The 18,805-nt window shown below is 46.0% G+C and carries 20 protein-coding genes; 13 read left to right on the top strand and 7 right to left on the bottom strand.

The window, feature by feature from the left end:
* Positions 1-248 precede the first annotated feature (248 nt).
* Together MYF79_RS31680 and MYF79_RS31675 are read left to right on the top strand one after the other, a co-directional pair.
* Complete coding sequence (locus tag MYF79_RS31680; RefSeq protein WP_247811813.1) at positions 249-1,118, top strand: pirin family protein; 870 nt, start codon at positions 249-251, stop codon at positions 1,116-1,118.
* A gap of 124 nt (positions 1,119-1,242) precedes the next feature.
* Positions 1,243-1,776 carry a carboxymuconolactone decarboxylase family protein gene (locus MYF79_RS31675; RefSeq protein ID WP_247811812.1) on the top strand — a complete coding sequence of 178 codons (534 nt, stop codon included), beginning with the start codon at positions 1,243-1,245 and terminating at the stop codon, positions 1,774-1,776.
* 162 nt (positions 1,777-1,938) lie between these two features.
* Here the strand turns inward: MYF79_RS31675 and MYF79_RS31670 are convergent, their stop codons facing one another.
* Complete coding sequence (locus MYF79_RS31670) at positions 1,939-2,814, bottom strand: lipase family protein (RefSeq protein ID WP_247811811.1); 876 nt, start codon at positions 2,812-2,814, stop codon at positions 1,939-1,941.
* Positions 2,815-3,046: 232 nt separating this feature from the next.
* Complete coding sequence (gene trxA / locus MYF79_RS31665) at positions 3,047-3,343, bottom strand: thioredoxin (RefSeq protein WP_199653462.1); 297 nt, start codon at positions 3,341-3,343, stop codon at positions 3,047-3,049.
* A gap of 219 nt (positions 3,344-3,562) precedes the next feature.
* Between trxA and MYF79_RS31660 the strand changes: the two genes are divergently transcribed.
* A complete protein-coding gene (locus MYF79_RS31660; protein WP_247811810.1) occupies positions 3,563-4,621 on the top strand; it encodes an aldo/keto reductase in 1,059 nt (352 codons plus the stop codon).
* Between the two features lie 79 nt (positions 4,622-4,700).
* On the opposite strand, the gene MYF79_RS31655 is transcribed toward MYF79_RS31660, so the two are convergent.
* On the bottom strand, positions 4,701-5,591 hold the full coding sequence (locus MYF79_RS31655) for a glycosyl hydrolase (protein ID WP_247811809.1): 891 nt from the start codon (positions 5,589-5,591) through the stop codon (positions 4,701-4,703).
* A gap of 326 nt (positions 5,592-5,917) precedes the next feature.
* On the opposite strand from MYF79_RS31655, the gene MYF79_RS31650 reads away from it, so the two are divergent.
* Positions 5,918-6,895, top strand: coding sequence for a c-type cytochrome (locus MYF79_RS31650; protein ID WP_247811808.1), 978 nt, complete (start codon positions 5,918-5,920; stop codon positions 6,893-6,895).
* A gap of 258 nt (positions 6,896-7,153) precedes the next feature.
* Here the strand turns inward: MYF79_RS31650 and MYF79_RS31645 are convergent, their stop codons facing one another.
* Together MYF79_RS31645 and MYF79_RS31640 are read right to left on the bottom strand one after the other, a co-directional pair.
* Positions 7,154-8,029 (bottom strand): NAD(P)-dependent oxidoreductase, encoded by an 876-nt coding sequence (locus MYF79_RS31645; RefSeq protein ID WP_247811807.1) that lies wholly within the window; start codon positions 8,027-8,029, stop codon positions 7,154-7,156.
* 233 nt (positions 8,030-8,262) lie between these two features.
* Positions 8,263-9,588 carry a cytochrome P460 family protein gene (locus tag MYF79_RS31640; RefSeq protein ID WP_247811806.1) on the bottom strand — a complete coding sequence of 442 codons (1,326 nt, stop codon included), beginning with the start codon at positions 9,586-9,588 and terminating at the stop codon, positions 8,263-8,265.
* A 202-nt stretch (positions 9,589-9,790) separates the two neighbouring features.
* Here MYF79_RS31640 and MYF79_RS31635 point away from each other — a divergent pair, with 202 nt between their 5' ends.
* The 3 genes from MYF79_RS31635 (at position 9,791) to MYF79_RS31625 (ending at position 11,382) form a co-directional block, all read left to right on the top strand.
* The gene (locus MYF79_RS31635; RefSeq protein WP_247811805.1) at positions 9,791-10,330 is read left to right on the top strand and encodes a TetR/AcrR family transcriptional regulator; all 540 of its coding nucleotides are present in this window, start codon (positions 9,791-9,793) and stop codon (positions 10,328-10,330) included.
* A 10-nt stretch (positions 10,331-10,340) separates the two neighbouring features.
* Positions 10,341-10,751, top strand: coding sequence for a DUF1348 family protein (locus MYF79_RS31630; protein ID WP_247811804.1), 411 nt, complete (start codon positions 10,341-10,343; stop codon positions 10,749-10,751).
* Positions 10,752-10,968: 217 nt separating this feature from the next.
* On the top strand, positions 10,969-11,382 hold the full coding sequence (locus MYF79_RS31625; RefSeq protein WP_247811803.1) for an OsmC family protein: 414 nt from the start codon (positions 10,969-10,971) through the stop codon (positions 11,380-11,382).
* 68 nt (positions 11,383-11,450) lie between these two features.
* Here MYF79_RS31625 and MYF79_RS31620 read toward each other — a convergent pair whose 3' ends face one another.
* Positions 11,451-12,101 carry a DUF6304 family protein gene (locus MYF79_RS31620; protein ID WP_247811802.1) on the bottom strand — a complete coding sequence of 217 codons (651 nt, stop codon included), beginning with the start codon at positions 12,099-12,101 and terminating at the stop codon, positions 11,451-11,453.
* A 527-nt stretch (positions 12,102-12,628) separates the two neighbouring features.
* Here MYF79_RS31620 and MYF79_RS31615 point away from each other — a divergent pair.
* The 6 genes from MYF79_RS31615 to MYF79_RS31590 all read left to right on the top strand — a co-directional run bounded on the left by MYF79_RS31615 (position 12,629) and on the right by MYF79_RS31590 (position 17,872).
* Positions 12,629-13,144, top strand: coding sequence for a dual specificity protein phosphatase family protein (locus MYF79_RS31615; protein ID WP_247811801.1), 516 nt, complete (start codon positions 12,629-12,631; stop codon positions 13,142-13,144).
* A gap of 101 nt (positions 13,145-13,245) precedes the next feature.
* Positions 13,246-13,986 carry an SDR family oxidoreductase gene (locus tag MYF79_RS31610; protein ID WP_247811800.1) on the top strand — a complete coding sequence of 247 codons (741 nt, stop codon included), beginning with the start codon at positions 13,246-13,248 and terminating at the stop codon, positions 13,984-13,986.
* A gap of 68 nt (positions 13,987-14,054) precedes the next feature.
* Positions 14,055-14,972: a helix-turn-helix domain-containing protein gene (locus MYF79_RS31605; protein ID WP_247811799.1), complete on the top strand. Its 918-nt coding sequence runs from the start codon at positions 14,055-14,057 to the stop codon at positions 14,970-14,972.
* 623 nt (positions 14,973-15,595) lie between these two features.
* Positions 15,596-16,012 (top strand): hypothetical protein, encoded by a 417-nt coding sequence (locus MYF79_RS31600; protein ID WP_247809347.1) that lies wholly within the window; start codon positions 15,596-15,598, stop codon positions 16,010-16,012.
* A 23-nt stretch (positions 16,013-16,035) separates the two neighbouring features.
* Entirely contained in the window at positions 16,036-16,947 is a 912-nt protein-coding gene (locus MYF79_RS31595) for an IS3 family transposase (RefSeq protein ID WP_247809346.1), read from the top strand.
* Positions 16,948-17,425: 478 nt separating this feature from the next.
* Positions 17,426-17,872, top strand: coding sequence for a hypothetical protein (locus tag MYF79_RS31590; RefSeq protein WP_247811798.1), 447 nt, complete (start codon positions 17,426-17,428; stop codon positions 17,870-17,872).
* 31 nt (positions 17,873-17,903) lie between these two features.
* Here the strand turns inward: MYF79_RS31590 and MYF79_RS31585 are convergent, their stop codons facing one another.
* Positions 17,904-18,749 (bottom strand): family 16 glycosylhydrolase, encoded by an 846-nt coding sequence (locus MYF79_RS31585; RefSeq protein WP_247811797.1) that lies wholly within the window; start codon positions 18,747-18,749, stop codon positions 17,904-17,906.
* Positions 18,750-18,805 lie beyond the last annotated feature (56 nt).

The following is an 18,805-nucleotide window of genomic DNA, read 5'->3' as shown; positions in this document are numbered from 1 at the left end:
ACATGCGCACTCTTTTTGCGCAGGATGAAATTTCTTTTGAGATTTTTTAAAATCCTGTCTTGTTACGGTTGATAAATGTCAAGTCTATTTTTCGGCAAATGTCATTCAGGATGGATAAGTATATGATTACCTTTGTTAAAACAGCCAGACCCAAAGTATTAAGTTGTGAAAACTATCCGTTGGCATGTCCCTGGCAGCCAGCCCTTTTGTCGGGTATTAAGTCCTGAGTGAAGCTAAAACTAACGTAAATGGAAAAAGCATTGTTGGCTACCCTGGAAGGTAGAAATGCAAAAGTGGGCGCGCTGTTGATCAATCACCTGTTCCCTAACCGGTATGTTCATGCAATAGGCCCTTTTGTATTGATAGATCATATATGCCCTGCCAGCAGTGTACCCGGTGATCCGCCCTCAGAAGCCGGGAAACATGCCCACCCTCACAGGGGAGTAGCTACTTTCAGCTATATCCTGGACGGTGAAATGGAGTATGCAGACAGTTACGGCAACCGTGCTGTAGCCAGAGCAGGCGATGCCCACTGGCTGATGTCGGGCAAAGGCATCCTGCATGAGGAAATACCAGCTAACACAAGCCGCGGGCAGTCCTTACATGCCATCCAGTGCTGGATCAATCTACCTGCCGCCATCAAAAGAGAAGCACCGGTGTATATGTTCCTCGATCAATCAGATTTCCCGGATATTATCCTGCCGGATGGCGCCGGAAGCGTCAAAGTCCTGATCGGGCATATGGGCAATGATGCCTCTCCCGTTCCTGTATATAATAACCACTTTATCTGTCACCTGCGCCTTAACCCCGGAGCTGTATACACGATGCAGGTGGAGAAGCGCTACGAATATGCCGTATTTGCGCCTTCCGGCGAAGCGGTAGTAAATGGACAGCCGCAAAGGCCATCCCGCCTGTCTGTATTTGATTTCGGCGGAGACGAGATCGCTTTTCGCAATGAAGGCGCCATGGTAGCAGACATCCTGCTGTTTGGAGGCCCTTCACAACACGAGCCTTTCGTTACACAAGGCCCTTTTGTAATGAACAACAGGGGAGAGATAGCAGATGCCTACAGGGACTTTTTCGATGGGAAATATGGTTCCATTACCTACAGAAAATAAAGATCCGGCCCTTTCAGGGAAAAAAATACAATCCTTGGGGAAGTATGTCCATTTTTTAGGGCCCTGGTTTGTCGCAATTTTACATCGTCAATAACGACGAATAAAACAGATCAAACCTAATAAAATGAAAACGTTTAATGTACCAGCAAGAGAAGAAGTAAGTTCCGCTAACCAGGTGTTGTTCGACAATCTGAAAAAAGGAATCGGTAAAGTGCCTAACCTCTACGCTACAATGGCGTATTCTGAAAATGCACTGGGTACTTATCTGGCATTACAGAGTGGCAAAACCTCTCTGAAAGCAAAAGAAAAAGAAGTAGTGAACCTGGTGGTAAGCCAGGTGAATGAATGTGACTATTGTCTGGCTGCACATACATATATCGCCAAGCTGAATGGTTTTACAGATGAACAGGTCATCGAGATCCGTAAAGGTGGCGCCTCATTCGATCCTAAACTGGATGCACTGGCCCGCCTGGTAAAAAGTGCTGTTGAAAACAGGAGCAAACCTGATGCTGCTGCGGTAGACCAGTTCTTTGCGGTTGGTTATACCAACGAAAACCTGGTGGATACAGTAGTATTGATCGGCGACAAAATGATCACTAACTACCTGCACGGTATTACGCATGTACCGGTTGATTTCCCCGCAGCTCCGGCGCTTTAATAATTCTCGCTCAATATATATAGTTAACATCGAACAGTGGGCTTACCGCATTTCTTCAAAAGGGAATGCGGTTTGTCTCTTTATATGGGCCTTTGTAAAAAAGATAGGCCCCCTCGTATAAACGAAGCGGCTTTCCTTCCTGATTAACATAACCATAGTGTACTAATATCGTCTGCGAAAACTCAATTTTTTTATCATAATATCATCGTCTATATCAGCGATGAGACAATTACTATTGATCATAGAAGGGCCTGCTCCCAACAGGTACATATAGGTGTTGAGCGAATGTGTGCAGGCGGGTAACCAGCTGAGCGCAGGGTCTCCCAGGGAATCGAGCGGAATGCCGCTGTGCACATGATCGTAACCAAAGGCATCCAGGATAGTGGGTACAAGGTCCGGCAGATTGTAATAACGCTCACTGGTAGTGATCAGTGCATTATAAAAGGAAACAAAGGCCGGGTCGCCCACACAGGGAGAACCATAGGTATAGGAGCGGCAGGGGTGCAGGGTGTAAGCATCCCCCGCCGCAAATAATGTTGCCATTGCGCCTCCAAGACCATGACCTGTACAAACCATAGGCTGTACATCATCATCCGACTGCATGTCGGTATAGCGAATACTGTATCTGATATATTTCAGCAATCCCTTCGGCTTCAGCTGCCCGGGATCGGAAAAGGTCATATGATTGTAGAGATCCAGGAACCCTGATACCACATTGCCGCTGTTATTGCCAAATGGTCCCGGTGCAGGCAGGATGTCCAGCTTGTCTACCCAATCCAGGTAATTGTTGGTGCCTTTCAATGCCAGTACATAGGTAACAGGCGTTTCCTGTGAGAAATTGCTTTTTGCCAGAAAGCCGCAATAGGTCAATCCTCCCTTTCCTTTAGCAGGATCTTTCATATGAATATTGTACACCAGTGTATAGCCCGCCGGAAAAACCGGATACTCTTCCTGTAATGGGCTCTGCTCACTGACCTGGTAAGCGGCATGAATGAAATAAGCATATTTCAATGCAGCCGTCTGGATAGACTTTACCATAGCCTCTCTTTTTAAACGGTGATTATATTGTGAAGGTAGCTGCTGTGTGCTGTGCCGGGGGAGGAAATGGCATAAAATGAGCTTTTGAAGGTATAAGTGGTATCATGCGGGGAATAAACATTCGGGCCTTCGTAGCTAAATAGGGGGAATTCTGGCAAGGGATGAGATGGCATAATGGAAAGGGCCGCTTTAACGACCCCTGTAATTTGATCTAAGGCTGTTCCGCCGGCGCTCAGGCGTTCTGCCTGACAATTTGTTCCAGGTTATTTACCGGAACCACGCCAGATTGGCGCCACACTATTTTACCCTGTTTAAAAAGGATCAGTGTCGGTACACCCTGCACATGATAAGCGTTGGCTGCTGCCGGATTTTTGTCCACGTCCACTTTAATAATGGTAGCTGCATCGCCTACCTTTTGTTTCAGCTGATCCAGTATGGGCGCCTGCATCTTACAGGGACCGCACCAGGTTGCAAAGAAATCCACCAATACCGGTTTATCACTATTTATAAGCTCTGAAAACGTTGCCATATTTTATGCTGTTTGTATGCATCCCTTAGTACAAAAAATATGCAAAAGTACCTATGACTGTACTTGTGGCAGTCACTGCTATTTTAGAAGATAGAATGGACAGGTGCGGTAGCGTCCCCTATATTTACAGATATATATACGATTTGTACAATCGGGGAAATGGGGAAAGTATGATCTTTGTACGGCTATCTAATTCTTTAATAGTTAACCGTAAACAAGATGGAATACAGATTTTTAGGAGCATCAGGATTGCAGGTGCCGGTATTGACCTTTGGCACCGCTACTTTCGGCGGAAGTAATGAATTTTTCAAGGCGTGGGGGAGTACACAGGTGGAAGAGGCAACACGGTTGGTGAACGTCTGCCTGGATGCCGGCGTTAATTTATTTGATACGGCGGATATTTATTCTGACGGGCAATCGGAAGAGATATTGGGAAAGGCCATCAGTGGAAAGCGCGATAAAGTGCTTATTTCCACAAAATCCACTTTCCCGATGAGCAATGCGCCACAGATAGCCAACTACCAGGGATCGTCCCGTTTTCAGCTGATCAGGAATGTAGAGGCCAGTCTGAAACGCTTGAATACTGATTATATCGACATCTATCACATGCACGGATTTGACGGGAATACGCCCGTGGAAGAGGTGGTACGCAGCCTGGACGACCTGATACAGAGCGGCAAGGTGCGTTACATTGCAGCCTCCAATTTCTCCGGCTGGCATCTGATGAAATCCCTGGCTGTTGCCGACAGGTATGGATGGAACAGGTATGTGGCTCACCAGGTGTATTATTCCCTGGTAAACAGGGAGTACGAATGGGAATTAATGCCATTGGGTATTGATCAGAAAGTAGGAGCACTGGTATGGAGCCCCCTGGCTGCCGGTATGCTGGGCGGAAAATACCGTCGTAATCAGCCATTTCCCGCTGATAGCCGTGTAGCGCAGGGTGGTAGTCCTGTACCCTCATTTGCCGTTCCTGATGAGCTCTTGTATAAGGTAGTGGACGCCCTGGATGAAGTAGCGGCAGAGACAGGCAAAACAGTTGCACAGGTGGCTATTAACTGGCTGCTGCAAAGACCAACGGTATCCAGCGTTATTATCGGCGCCAGGAATGAAGAGCAGTTAAAACAGAACCTGGCAGCAGTGGGATGGAACCTGACCGTAGAACAGGTAAAAAAACTGGATGCCGCCAGTGATGCCCCAACAATTTATCCATATTGGCATCAGCGGGGAAATCTTGCCCTCAACCCCTTGCCGGATTTTTACTTAAGAAAGGCATAATATTACTGCTGATTATAAAGAAAAGACCCGCGTCCATACCAATGTATAACGCGGGTCTTTCTGTAACGGGACAGTGTGATTATTTCACGGCTGTATTGGGTTTATAGTCTGCATACCATTGGCCCAGCGTTGTCAGCTTACCATCGGCGCCCACCAGTGCAGAAGGCCATAACCTTGTGCTGGTTGGGGAGCCGGAAAACCAGGAATAACGGTGTACAAACGGCAATGCCTCCAGTTTAGGCAGCAGGCGTTGCATAAATGCCAGGACCTGATCCGGCCTGTACATATTACCGTCTACGGTTGTTGCGTTGTTATCCACCGTTGCAAATTCCGTGATCCAGATAGGCAGATGGTATTTATCATAAAGCTTCTGCAATACACTCACGAAGTGAGTATCATCAAGACCAACATACATGTGTACACAGATGAAGTCCACGCGGCGCTTCTGCTGGATCGCTTTGTCGAGGAATTCATAGATCCATGCCTGCTCCGGCCACGCAGCAGCGGGGCTACCCAGTGGCAGGCCAATACTTTCCAGTTTAGGCCAGAGGTCCAGCGCTTGCTGTACTGTCATATTGGACTGATCGCCCAGGTCAGGTTCATTGAAGCCCAGTACATACTTTACAGTACCGGAGGCTTTCATTCTTTTAACGGAATCGATCAGCGCATCGGTCACATTACCTTTTCCCCAGAACATAGAGACGAATTCACAATTCTGCGGCACTGTCTTGGCTGGTAAGGGCGTGCCCCATGTATAGAACCAGTGGCTTTTCAGATTTACAACGTTCGTATACCAGGTGCCGTTAGTTGTATTGGTGCTGAAGTCAGCACCTTTTTTGCCGGTTTTAGGCGCTTCATAGCCACCGCCATTTTCACTTCCTCCTCCGGGTGTGGGAGTGGTGTCTTTGTCTTTACTGCAGGCGATGAACAGGGACAGGCTCATTAAGAGCGCGAGTTTTAATTTGGTCATTCCAGGATATTTAAGTTGGCTTCAGAATATGGTTGTACTTGGATAATAGAACGCAATGATATTGCTTTTTTGTATCATTTAATATTATTATTCGGGCACCGGTTTACGAGTGTTATTATAATGTAGCAGTTAGTATTTGAAAATCAATTGCCGATAGCATAACATGCATAGTCTTACAATTACTGGTACAACTCCTATCCCCTGATGTGGGGATGCTTTTCAACCGTTTTAGGTAGCAACAAGCGTACACATGCCTTAATAACTTTGTGGCCCTGATCCGATAATGTCTGATAAATAGTTCGGGAAAAAACATCCATTACATTTTTATGAAGAAGAAAACGATCCTGCGTATTTTAGCCACGCTTGTACTATTAGTTGTATTAATTGCCATCAGCGGTTATTCTTATCTCCGGTTTGCGCTTCCCAATGTGGGGCACGCCCCCGACCTTACTGTAGAACGTACGCCAGCCCGCATAGAGCGGGGTCGCTACCTGGTTCATAACGTAGCCGGCTGTACGGATTGTCATTCACAGCGGGATTTTTCCAAACTTGCCGGGCCCAATTTCCCTGATTCCATGGGGGCGGGAGGAATACGGTTCGATCGCAGGTTTGGTTTCCCGGGTGTATTCTATTCAAAGAATATCACGCCTTATGGCCTGGGCAAATGGACAGATGGTGAGATATACCGGGCTATTACCAGTGGTGTGGACAGGCATGGGAAAACACTCTTCCCTGTAATGCCTTATACCAATTACAAAAAGATGCAGACAGAAGATGTCTATGCTATTATAGCATACCTCCGCACTATGCCTTCCATCCCTAATGATGTACCGGCATCTTCCGCGGATTTCCCTGTCAGCCTGCTAATGAACCTTACACCGTCAGACCCGGAACCTGTTGCGCAGGTTGAACGTCGCGATTCTGTAGCTTATGGCCGCTACCTCGTCATGATAGCCGGTTGTGCCGACTGTCATACCTATAAAGTGCAGGGTAAAGATTCCGGAGATGCATTTGCAGGAGGAACGGCTTTTCCATTGCCCGGCGGTGGCATGTCCCGCGCGGCCAATCTTACGCCGGATCAGGAAACGGGCATAGGTCAATGGACCGCAGAACAGTTTGTGTCGCGGTTTAAGGCATTTACAGACAGTGCAACGCGTAATCAGCCTGTAGCGAAAGGAGGGTTTAATACATTAATGCCATGGGCATATTATTCGGGCATGGATACCAGTGATCTCAGATCTGTCTACGCCTACCTGAAAAGCCTGAAGCCCGCGTATCACCATGTAGAGAAATTCACGCCCTGAGCGGGCGTATCCCCTTAATCGGGGGCATGCTGCTACCACATTAGGTAGCATGGACAATAAGGAGGTCAGCATAACTTTGCGGCCGGAAGCAACAGTGAAGAAGGGAAGTATGTTATATCAAAAGAATGAAACAACCTGCGATATATAATAATTGAAAAGCCCGAAGGTTACTTTAAGAGTGATGAAGCGTTATTATCCTGATTATCCTTGAAAGACACACGTTGTGAGCAGGCCGGTCGCGAGACCGGCCTATGCTTTTTATACAACATATTCCTGTTCAAGAAACTGATAGATGGCAATCATATCTTCCGCTCCCAGCCCTTTTGCTACTGCTTCCTGCAAAGTATCGGCAAGCGCATTGCCTGCGGGCGTATCCATTCCCTGCGCTTTTGCAAGCCGTATGTCTTTTGCGAGAAGACCCAAAGGGAACGACGGTGTGAAATCATGATTGATGATGCTCTGCGATTTACTCCTGGATAACACGCTGGCTAATGGTCCGTCATTGATGAGCGGCAGGAGCTGCTCGGGCGATACGCCATTATTCTTTGCGAAGATAACGGCCTCAGATAAGCCCTGCAGGGTAATGCCCAGGAAGGTGTTGATAGCCAGTTTGGCATAATTTCCGGCGCCGTTCTCTCCCAGCAGATAGGCTGCCTTACCCAGTGCCTGAAAGATGGGCCTGGCGCGTTCAAAATCTTCCTGGCGGCCTCCGGCCATAATCACCAGCTGCCCTTCTTCCGCAGGTTTTATACTGCCCGAAACCGGTGCATCCATATACCAGATGCCTTCCGCTTCACATAAGGCGGCCAGCTGCCGCGTAGTATCCGGCGAAACTGTGCTCATGTCAATGGCCAGCATATTGGCGGGCAGGGTAACGGAAAGAATGCCTTCCGGCCCTTCATATACTTCTTTGAGCGCAGCATCGTCGGTAAGCATGGTGATCACCACATCTACGTCTTCCACCAGTTGTTTCGGGCTCCTGACAACAGCTATGTCCAGTTTTTCCTGTAATGCTGTAGCCTTCGCTGGTGTGCGATTGTAGACTTTTACCTTAAAACCGGCTTTGACAAGATTGGTTACCATGGGCGTGCCCATATTGCCAAGACCGGCCCATCCTATTTTCAGACGACTCATAAGACTTCTTTTTGGTAGTGTATAAATCTAGGAAAAACACCGTAAAAGAGCACAATTTATTCCTGCAGTGGAAGTGCCCGCCAGGGCATTCCACTGCCCACGTTATTAACACGCCGGTACGGCCGGTAAGCCAGTTACCGGCCGTACGGCTTGCTATGGGTTGGCGATGAGCCGGACGCCTGGGTCCGGATCAACCGGGATATGCAGATATGCTGAAGTATACACGGGCATGATCAGTTAAAGATCACGGATGCTTTCAGATGTGTAATGTAATTGATCCTGTCTGTATGGTCGGCTGCCGGCAATTGCTTCCAGGAAGGCGCCTGATGCCCTTCATAGGTTGTTGTTGTACCTACTTTTACCGTTTCTACCGTCTGAAGGTGTTGGGGGATCTTTGCGCCAAACCAGTGTGCATCTTCCTGCTGTGACCAGGTGGCCAGTGTAAGAATCGCACCGGTGGGATAAGCGCCGGCAGCGCCGCTTCTGGCATGCTGTACGGCAATGGCATTCCCGAGCAGTACGGTATGGGTCTGGCGTTTGTTATCGATCACCGAGGTTATCAGCTGAAGTTGTGCGCCGTTCACTACTTTATCGGGCCTGTCAGCATCTGCCATAGCAGGCGTAAAGACGAAGTCATTGCCTTTCATGGGTTGATGACAGTTCACGCATTCCTGTGTAAAGGTGAGTGTTTTCCCATAAGGTTTCAGTTCATTCCCTTTCCACCTGGCCCAGCCCCAGCCTGCTGTACCGGCATATTTCTTATCGTCTTTAATCATGAATTCAACCTGTTTCAGTTCACCGGTATTGGCAACAAGGTTGCTGTCAGTCAGTTGTTCCCAGGCTACTTTGGCGAATATGGCGCCATTGGGCCATGGATTGGTCTGGTGCCTGTTAATTGCCTGAATGGCTATGTCGTTGCCCAGGATCACCCGCATTGTACCGTTGTCGAACCTGTCTGAGATATTCACGATCTGCCAGTCCCTATAGTCATGTATATAGGCGATGCCATTAGGCGCAGGTTGCACTGCCTGAACAGCAGGAAGCGCGCCGGTGGCCCACTTGCTGAATTGTTGCTGCGCCACTGTAATGCGGGAAGTGTCAGATACTTTGACCGGGGCCAGACCGCCCACATAAGTCTTTAAGGTATTGATGTCCTTTTCTGTTAACCTGGCCTCTCCGTGGAAGGTAGTATAGGAGGGGAGCGGCATTGCTCCCAACATTGCCTGGTTCACAGACAGGAAAAGACTGGCCTTCTGATCGCCGGCAGAAAGGCTGTCCCAGTGTGAGAAGTTCAGCGCCTTCCTGCCATCCCTGATATGACCGGCCACCAGCCAGGAAGCAGGGGCTATCTTATCGAACCACTTTAGTTTAGTCTCGTTTGAATGACAATCGTAACAGGACACCCGCAGGACTTGGGCTACGTCAGGTGGTACCTGGATGTCTTTTGTAACCGGAGGATTCTTAATACCCGGTCTGATAAATTGTATCAGGATCAGGCCACCGGCTATGAGCAGGGCGATGTTTACAATTTTTTTTCTAAGGAAGGTGGATATAGACATTGTTGGGCCGATTTGTTGTTACTGGCAAAATTGCCCGTAGAGAATACCAATAGCAAGCAGAAATTGTTGTACGGGGAGAATAAATAGCTGAACGTGGAAAATTGATGGTTGGGAAGGTGAGATGTTTCGAAATCCGCAGCGCGAAAAAAAAATAAAATAGACAGACTTGTCTGTTTGTTTTATTTTCCCTTACCTTTGTATCATGAGTAAAGAATCATTACAACCACGCGAGCGGATATTAGCAACCGCGTATGCGCTTTTCCTGAAACAGGGCTATAACTCCACCGGTATAAACCAGATCATAGAAGAGGCAGATGTGGCCAAGGCTAGTTTTTACCAGCATTTCAAATCAAAGGAAGATCTGTGTGTGGGCGTCCTGGAAAAGCGTCATCATTATATAGAGGAGCAGCTGCAGGCGCTGTCTGCTCAAAAGCGGAGTGCTAAAATGAAGGTACTCGCTTCTTTCGACCTCATCTCACTGCTGAATGAAAAGGAAGATTTCAGAGGCTGTGCTTTCCTGAACATTCTTTCGGAGATCCCTGTGGAGAATACGAAGGTGAGGAATGTCATTCATGCCCATAAAAGTAATGTAAGGCAGTCTTTTAAAGACCTGTTGCAGCATGCAGAACTGGCCGACCATATATACCTGTTGTATGAAGGGGCCTTTGTGGAAAGCCAGTTGTACCGCGACCAGTGGCCGGTGAACAGGGCCAGGAAAATAGTCAATTCATTAATCAATTAATATATAGAACATGGAAAAGAAATATCCGTTACCGCCATTTACGCTGGAAACAGCCAAAGAGAAAGTACAACTCGCGGAAGATGCATGGAATTCACAGGACCCTGAAAGAGTATCACTGGCCTATACCGTTGATACAGAGTGGAGGAACCGTTCCACATTCCTGAATGGTAGGGCTGAAGCAAAGAAATTCCTGGAAGAGAAATGGAAGAGGGAATTGAACTATAAGTTAAAGAAAGAGCTGTGGGCTTTTACTGACAACAGGATTGCCGTAAGGTTTGAATATGAGTATCATGATAAGGATGGTCAATGGTTCAGGGCCTATGGTAATGAGAACTGGGAATTTGACGAGAATGGCCTGATGCAGCGCAGGTTTGCCAGTATCAATGACCTGCCTATACAGGAATCAGAGAGAAGGTTGTAATATCAGCAGTATCATTACAATGCTTCCGGCAACCGGATGAATAAACCGGGAATGAGCAGCATCCCTATGAGGAATGCTGCTAGCGGGAGAGGGGAGGGGTAAAAAGTACAAGAATAGTGGCAAAATGTACATTGTTTGCCCTAGCCTGCCGGCTTAATTTTGTGTCATCAGTTAATGATTAACAAACAAGCCAATTACTCTTAAAACATTCAATACTATGAAACGCACAGCATCTGCCATCTGGAATGGTACTATCAAAGAAGGTAAAGGTAATATCTCTACACAGAGCACTGTTCTGGATAAAACACAATATTCCTTCAACAGCCGTTTTGCGGAAGGTGTAGGTACCAATCCGGAGGAATTGATAGCAGCAGCACATGCGGGTTGTTTCAATATGAAACTCACCCTCGATCTGGAAGCGGCAGGATTTAAGGCAGACACCCTGGAAACAACATCAACAGTGACATTGGACAATGGTACAATTACCCGTTCTGATCTGGTATTGAAAGCAAAAGTACCAGGCATCACCAATGAAAAATTCCAGGAAGTAGCTGCGGGTGCGAAGGCCGGTTGTCCGGTAAGCAGGGCGCTTAACCTGGAAATGTCGTTGCAGGCGGAGTTGATAGCTTAATTAGTACAACAATCAATATATATCTGAAATCTGAATCCTCGCCGGTCGACCGGTGAGGATTTACATTTTTATCCCCTGTATCCTGTTCCCTTGATACGGGGACTAAAGTCTTCGCACAGATAGGTTTCCTGTACCATCCTCTCGAAATCATCCATCATATCCATATACTCGCTCTTGTCCCTGACCTTTGTATAGGAATCTTTTACGTTTCTGAAACATAGCATGTCGCCGAAAACGTCAGAGCCATATACACTGTAATCGGAATACTGGCAGGTATAACAGGTTTTTATAACAATGTTGCCTGGCAACTTTTCCTGCAATCTTTCGAATACGCCTTCAAATTGTTGCAGCTTTCCAACTTCAATAATTTCATTGTCCATTTCAAATCTGAAATGAAAGTAAGGCGAGCTATAGCTGGGCAGGAGGGCATCTTCCGAATAGTCCACTTCCAGCAATAGAAAGGCCTGTATGGCGGTTCCCCCTTTCCAGGTGGGAATAGGAATACGACAGCTTAATGTAAAATCTGTCAGCTGGCCGAGCTGACCCAGGGAGAAGCGACCGGGCAATGGAAGGTTTGCGGCGGGCTGAAAAAAGACGAAGGTATCTCCGGAGAAGATGATGCCATCCAGTGTAATGGTTAAGGTTTCAGCATCATTGATAATGGACGTATGGATACTGCCATGTTTGTCAGTATAGACAGCAGCGATTTCCTGATTCATAGGGTTTTACTTGAATCATAAAGATAGGTCTTCAGCCTTGATTTATAACATTTTCAGCAGGCTTTGATAATCCTGTACGCAATCCCTGCCAGGATAATGAGCGAGTAAAGGCCTAAAAGTAAGTGCCATGGTTTTAATCGTTCCTGTATCAGGTTATTGATCTTTTGCATGAGGTATCAGTTTGGTACCACCTATGAGGGCAACACTCGCTCCAAAAAGGAGTATATTGTCTGAAATCCTTTGGTGTTGAGAGATTGCCATTCGGCCTGTTTAAGTGCGTACGGGAAAAGTGTCTCATTTTGAGAGGATGTGTATATCATTTTAAAAAAAATACGCGTGAGACTGCAATGGTAATTTTCCTCCATTTTTATATATTAGCAATAGAGAAAGTACAGGATTTTATCCTGCGAGCCGGGCGTATCATTATAAGAATGTGCTTGAAATAAATAGTGAGGATTTATCAATTTATGATCAGTGTCATAGAAAAATTCTTTCAGATTTATTTTTCACCGGAATTTTTATAATCAATGGCTACAAGAATATATTGGCTGCACAAGTTTGAAAATTCGTCCCAGCTGGGGATCATGTCAAGACCCAGGGGAAATGAGTGGCTGGAAGAAGAAATTCTGAGTGCTAAAAGGCAGGGAGTGAAAGTAATTGTATCCTTGCTGGAGAAGGATGAGATCCTGGAGCTGGACCTGCAACGCCAACCTGCCATATGCGCCAAACATGAGATCCTGTATTTACACTTCCCTATACCAGACAGGTCCATTCCAAGCCAGGACAAACAGTTGCATCACTTCATCAGGCAGGTACAGGAAAGAATAGCACTGGGCGAGAGCACAGTGATTCATTGCCGCATGGGCATAGGCCGTTCATCTATTATAGCCGGATACCTGATGGTGCAGGATGGATATAAGCCCGATGAGGTATTTAGCTACATCGGTAAGGTACGCGGGTTGCGGGTACCGGATACTGATGAGCAGGAAGACTGGCTGAAAAGGATCAGTCTTACGCTTAAAAAAAGTAGTTTTCGGATATAATCTTCCTATTTCTCCTCAACATTTCGGCTACAACATTTACAGTTTTGGCTACAGCTTCCTGTCGCTTTCAATGGAATTTTGTTGCACAAAACAAGCACATTATGAAATATGAAATTGAAGGAAAAGTTGTAGCTATTACCGGGGCAAGCAGCGGTATTGGCAAAGCCATTGCACTTATGCTGGCCCGTGAAGGAGCAAAGGTGGTATTGGGCGCCCGCCGGTCTGAGCACCTGGCGGAACTGGCTGCGGCTATAAAGGCAGAAGGTGGCGAGGTGGCTTATACTGTTACCGATGTAAAGCGCAGGGACGATCTGACAAAGCTCGTGAAATTGGCTTGCGACAATTATGGCAGGCTGGATGTGATGATCAACAATGCCGGGATAGCCCAGTTATCCCGCATAGACGAACTGGATATTGACGGATGGGAGGAAATGATCGATGTGAACCTGAAAGGCGTTTTATATGGGTTTGCAGCTGCCATACCGGTTTTCCGGGAGCAGGGCGCCGGGCATATCGTCAACATTATTTCCACTTCCGGAATAAAGATCGTTCCCCTGCAAGGTGTTTATGCAGGTACAAAGAACGCGGTACGTACCATCAGCGAAGCATTGCGGCAGGAGTCTGACGGCTGGCTGCGTGTAACCGGAATCTCACCGGGTTTTGTACAGACGGAATTCGTGAACAACCTGAAGAATGAGCAAATGAGAACTGCCGCTCTCGAAAAAATGAAAACGATCGGCATTTCTCCTGACGCCATTGCCAGTACAGTTGCGTTTGCTATCGGCCAGCCTGCGAATGTGGATGTGGGCGATATTGTAGTCCGTCCTGCCGCACAGGATTAATTACCTAACTTTATACAGGCGCTGTTGTGGCGCCTGTATAGGCTTTGTACTCAGTAACCGGTTTACGCATGAAAAAGGTTTCATCAGCACTACATGTATTTGACAGTATATCTGCGTTAATGCGGCATCATGAACAACCTGCTCCGCTGCATCCGTTGGTGGCATTAATAGACTATAACAACTGCAAGGCGGCGGTGGCAGACGTGGGAGAGAAATATTCCCTCGACTTTTACAAGATATCATTTAAGACCAAATTCAGCGGCCAGGTGAAATATGGCCAGCACTACTATGATTTTGAAGAGGGTGGCCTTGCCTTTTTAGCCCCGCGTCAGATCGTTACGGTACCTGCTGAGACAAGCAGTTATGAGGGGTATGTCCTTTTCTTCCATGCTGACCTTATCAGGAATTATCCACTGGGAAATAATATCCATAAATACGGTTTCTTTTCCTATGACGTGTCTGAGGCCCTTTTCCTGTCAGAAAAGGAGAAGAACGTGATTGCTTCCCTTTTTGACGCTATTTCCAGGGAACTGGATAATAACATCGACCATTTTAGCCAGGATGTACTGGTATCACAGATAGAACTGCTGTTGAATTATAGCAACCGTTATTACAACAGGCAATTCATTACCCGGAAGACCGTTCACGATGACCTGATCAGCAAAATGAACCTGTACCTGGCGGAGCGCTTTGATAACCGTAAGTCTCCTTTAAGCGGCATCCCCTCTGTCCAGGAACTGGCGGATCATCTGGGTGTTTCCCCGAGGTATTTAACCGATATGCTGAAATCGCTCACCGGCCTGAGTGCCCAACAACAGATCCATCTTCATCTCATTGAAAAAGCGAAACACATTTTAAGCCATACCAGCCTGAGCACCGCGGAGATCGCCTATGAACTGGGCTTTGAGCACCCGCAGTCATTCAATAAACTGTTCAGGCAGAAGACGAATATGACACCGCTGGAGTTCAGGCAGTCTTTTTCCTGAAGTGCTATTGTCATTTTGTGGCAGTTGTCACTGTGCGTGTCTTGCGGGGCATCATCCGGCAATGCAGCATCGGTAACAAATGCAAATTTATATAGACGCGCTGATAGCGCGGATTGTCCTGAAACGATGCGTAAACTACGCCCGAAAGAGTAGCTGTAACAGTTAGGATCGTATTACAAAACTAAAGAGAAAATTGATGCGGGAAATACGCATTTTTGCTACATTGAAATGTGTTTTAATTCATTAGTTTTCAATTAGTTGTGTATAAATATCGGCTCGACAGGGAAATCTTGTTTTTCATGAGACAGTAGGGTAAACTTTAGTAAAGGTCCCGTAGAGGTTCGCTCAAGGTAGCCTCATCCTCCCTTAATCTTCCGTTCCGGAACGGAAGATTAAGGGAGGATGAGGCTACCTTGAGCGAACCTCTACCGAAAGTTAAGTCCTGTTTTTTGTTGACAGATGCCGATTTTTTTCGTGCTTTTTTCCCGTCTTGATACCGCTTTAATACCGCTAATGCTACGTTAATCTTACGTTCACGAACGTAAGATTAACGTAGCATTAGCGGTATTAAAGCGGTATCTGTCAGGTCCTGAAATAGGTTTACACCTTAAAAAGTGTAAAACATGCAAAATTCAAACAATCAGAACAAAGGTGGACGCAAGGGACGCCTGGGACCACAGTTCCAATATGAGCAGTCGTTCATGAACAAAGTCGTAGCCGATTACATGGCCGGAGACCAAAGCATGAGCCAGGTCGCAGCTCGTTATAAGATCACTAAACCACAAATAGCTTATTGGTACTCTCTTTTTTCTTCCGAACTTAGGCAAACGACTTTGGAAAAACCCATAATATCTACGGCCATGACAGAACAGGAAAAAAAGGAGTTTGATGCTTTAAGAAAGCAAAATGAAGAACTCCGTAAAAAGCTGGAACATGCCAATTTAAAGGCATTTGCTTTTCAGACAATGATCGAAGTTGCTGAAGAACAATTTAATATTGAGATCCAAAAAAAGCCTGGTACCAAGCCGTCTGCAGAGTAAAAGAACATTATCCGGACAAGGATTTGGGTAATGTTTGCGGACTGTTTGGTAAAAGCAGACAAGCTTTTTATAAGCGGAAAAACAGCGATCATCAATTTGGCCTGGAAATGGCCATCGTTCTTGACAAAGCGGAGCAAATCAGAGCTTCACAAAAGCGACTGGGCGCCAGAAAACTTCATAGAATGCTTTCACAAACTCTTCAACATCATAAAATTAAATTAGGCAGGGATCGATTTTTCAATCTGTTGGCTGAAAATGGAATGCTTGTCCGTAAAAGAAAACGTAAGAAAATACGGACTACCGATTCTAATCATCCCTTCAAAAAATATCCTAATCTGATTAAAGAGCTGAAGCTTAGTCAGGCTAACCAGGTGTGGGTTAGTGATATTACTTACCTTCCTTTGGTAGGCTCCCGGTTCTGTTATTTGAGCCTGATAACTGATGCTTATTCAAGAAAAATCGTCGGTTATTGCTTACATCCATCACTGGAGGCCGAAGGGCCTATTGAGGCCTTAAAAATGGCTTTATCGGATATAAAGAATCCCATCAAATATAGCCTGATTCACCACTCTGACAGAGGGTCACAATATTGTAGTAAAAACTACATAGAATTACTTAATGATAGTCACGTCGGCATTAGTATGGCCGAGAAGGGCAACCCGTATGAAAATGCCATTGCTGAGCGAGTAAATGGAATATTAAAGTTAGAATTTGGCCTGGACCGGTTATTTAAAAACTATGAAGCCGCGGCTGCTATAGTAGCAGAGACTATCCGCATCTACAATGAACAAAGGCCTCATACAAGCTGCGACTATCTGACTCCGAATCAGGCACATACAAAACAAGGGGAATTAGTAAGGAGATGGCGAACCAAGAAAAAAGATGGTCCAAAATCAGGATTAACAGCAGATACTGTCAACCTGATCCAGGACTAAAATCTAAAGAAAACAACCTTTTTAGGATTATCTTTTAATATTGTAAAATTCAAACGGATTATCTCACCAAAAGTGTAAACCTATACCAGGATAAGACAATCAAAGCGGTATTTGTCAAGTCCTGAAACAGGTTGTCCTGGTACAGAAAAACTGTCTTAGTACTAAAAAAGCTTTACAGTTTATTACTGATGATCAGGATTAACTTTACAGTTTAGCAGTTCGGTACAACTATAGTACCAATGGCCTTAACTTACGTTCAACTTACGTCCTGAACGCAAGTTGAACGTAAGTTAAGGCCATTGGTACTATAGTCATATGCTTGCTTCACCCTGGCGCTAAATAAAAGAAAAGGCACTGCGCCTGTGGCTGCTATTTACCATATATTTTTCGTAACTTACTTAACCAACTTCCTAATAATTACCAGCTTAGACATACCTGGGGGACACTAGAAAATTGTTTTTCATTAAACATTGTTTTTATGAAAATCAGATCCTTTTTTGTTAATGGTTTGCTGGTGCTGATAATGTATACCAACTGTAGCAAAGACAAAAGACCTGTCTCAAATTTGAACGAAACAGAACGTAAACTGGTAGGCTACTGGTCTACAAAACAAATAACAGTTGAGCACACAGGACAGCCAACCGTGGTTATGAACAATTTCTCAGATTGTTACCACATTATATTCAAAGATCAGCCTTATCCAAATTTGAATACGGGGATTTATGCTGATACAAAATGGTCGGAAGACTGGAAAGACTGTTCAAAGGCTGCAAATGCCTGGAAGGTGGGCAGTGACGGTAAATTGTTGTTGGCATCCAACGATACGGTTTATGCGGATATATTGATCCTGGAAGAGGATACATTGGCATTCAGATTCAATAGTAACTGGATACCGGGCGATGTGCTGACCTTTGAATTCAGATAAGGAGGGCGAAACACCACAGGCCCATCTCTCCTTAATATTCCCTGGTCCTTCCTATATAAATATTCCTCGCATTCAAATAAGTATCAGCAGTAGGACCGGGAGTGCCACTGGAACCTTCCATCTGCATGTTAATGATCACGTAGAGCGGCTTTCCTACGAAGTTCGCATTGTGCACCGCTTTCCATACTCCATCAATGTAATGGTGGATATCAATATTAGTAGCACTTACTTTCGTGATCCAGGCACGGTAGGTGTGCCAGCTGCCGGGAGATGATACTGTTGTAAGTGTACTGGATACATCGGATGGTGTTCTGAATGTATTCTGCCAGTTGGTAGCGTCGCCCTTAAATTCCATAATATCACTTTCCGGAGGCCAGCTGTTGACGCCTGTAAGCCAGAAAGCTGGCCAGGAACCTTTGACAGTAGGCACCTGGAAATCGCATTTTACCTCCCAGTTCGGGAATTGGTCATTGACCTCTATATGCAGTTTCGTGTTGACGGCTCCGGAATGATACCTGATAGGCAGATATGGATCGCTGCTGCTGTTACCTTCATTCCAGGTAATACGCGTCGCCTTTATGGTAAGCACACCGTTATTTAAATAGATGTGATTGTGATCTGTTGGACTTCCGTACATACGGGCTGTACCGTTATGATCCGAACCCCATGGATACAGGTAATTCCATGCCGCCTCAAATGCGGTGTAATTGGCAAAAGTGGAGTTGTCGATCACCGTCTCCCAGGTGGATGCAGCTACTGCCGCCTGTTGTTGTGCTGCCAGTGAAAGACGGGGTGACTGTTCAGGCGCTGCCTGTTTCCGGCAGGCAAACAATGTAGGGGCCGTTACGATAAATACAAAAGCAATTAGCGTTTTCATAATGTGAAGTTTAAAATTGAGTGAAATCATGTGGGTTATTATTGGGAGATCAACCT

Source organism: Chitinophaga filiformis (assembly GCF_023100805.1).
In the GTDB taxonomy this organism is placed as follows: Bacteria; Bacteroidota; Bacteroidia; order Chitinophagales; family Chitinophagaceae; genus Chitinophaga; species Chitinophaga filiformis_B.
The sequence above is the reverse complement of the archived record's forward strand: the minus strand, read 5'-3'. Positions and strand labels throughout refer to the sequence as shown.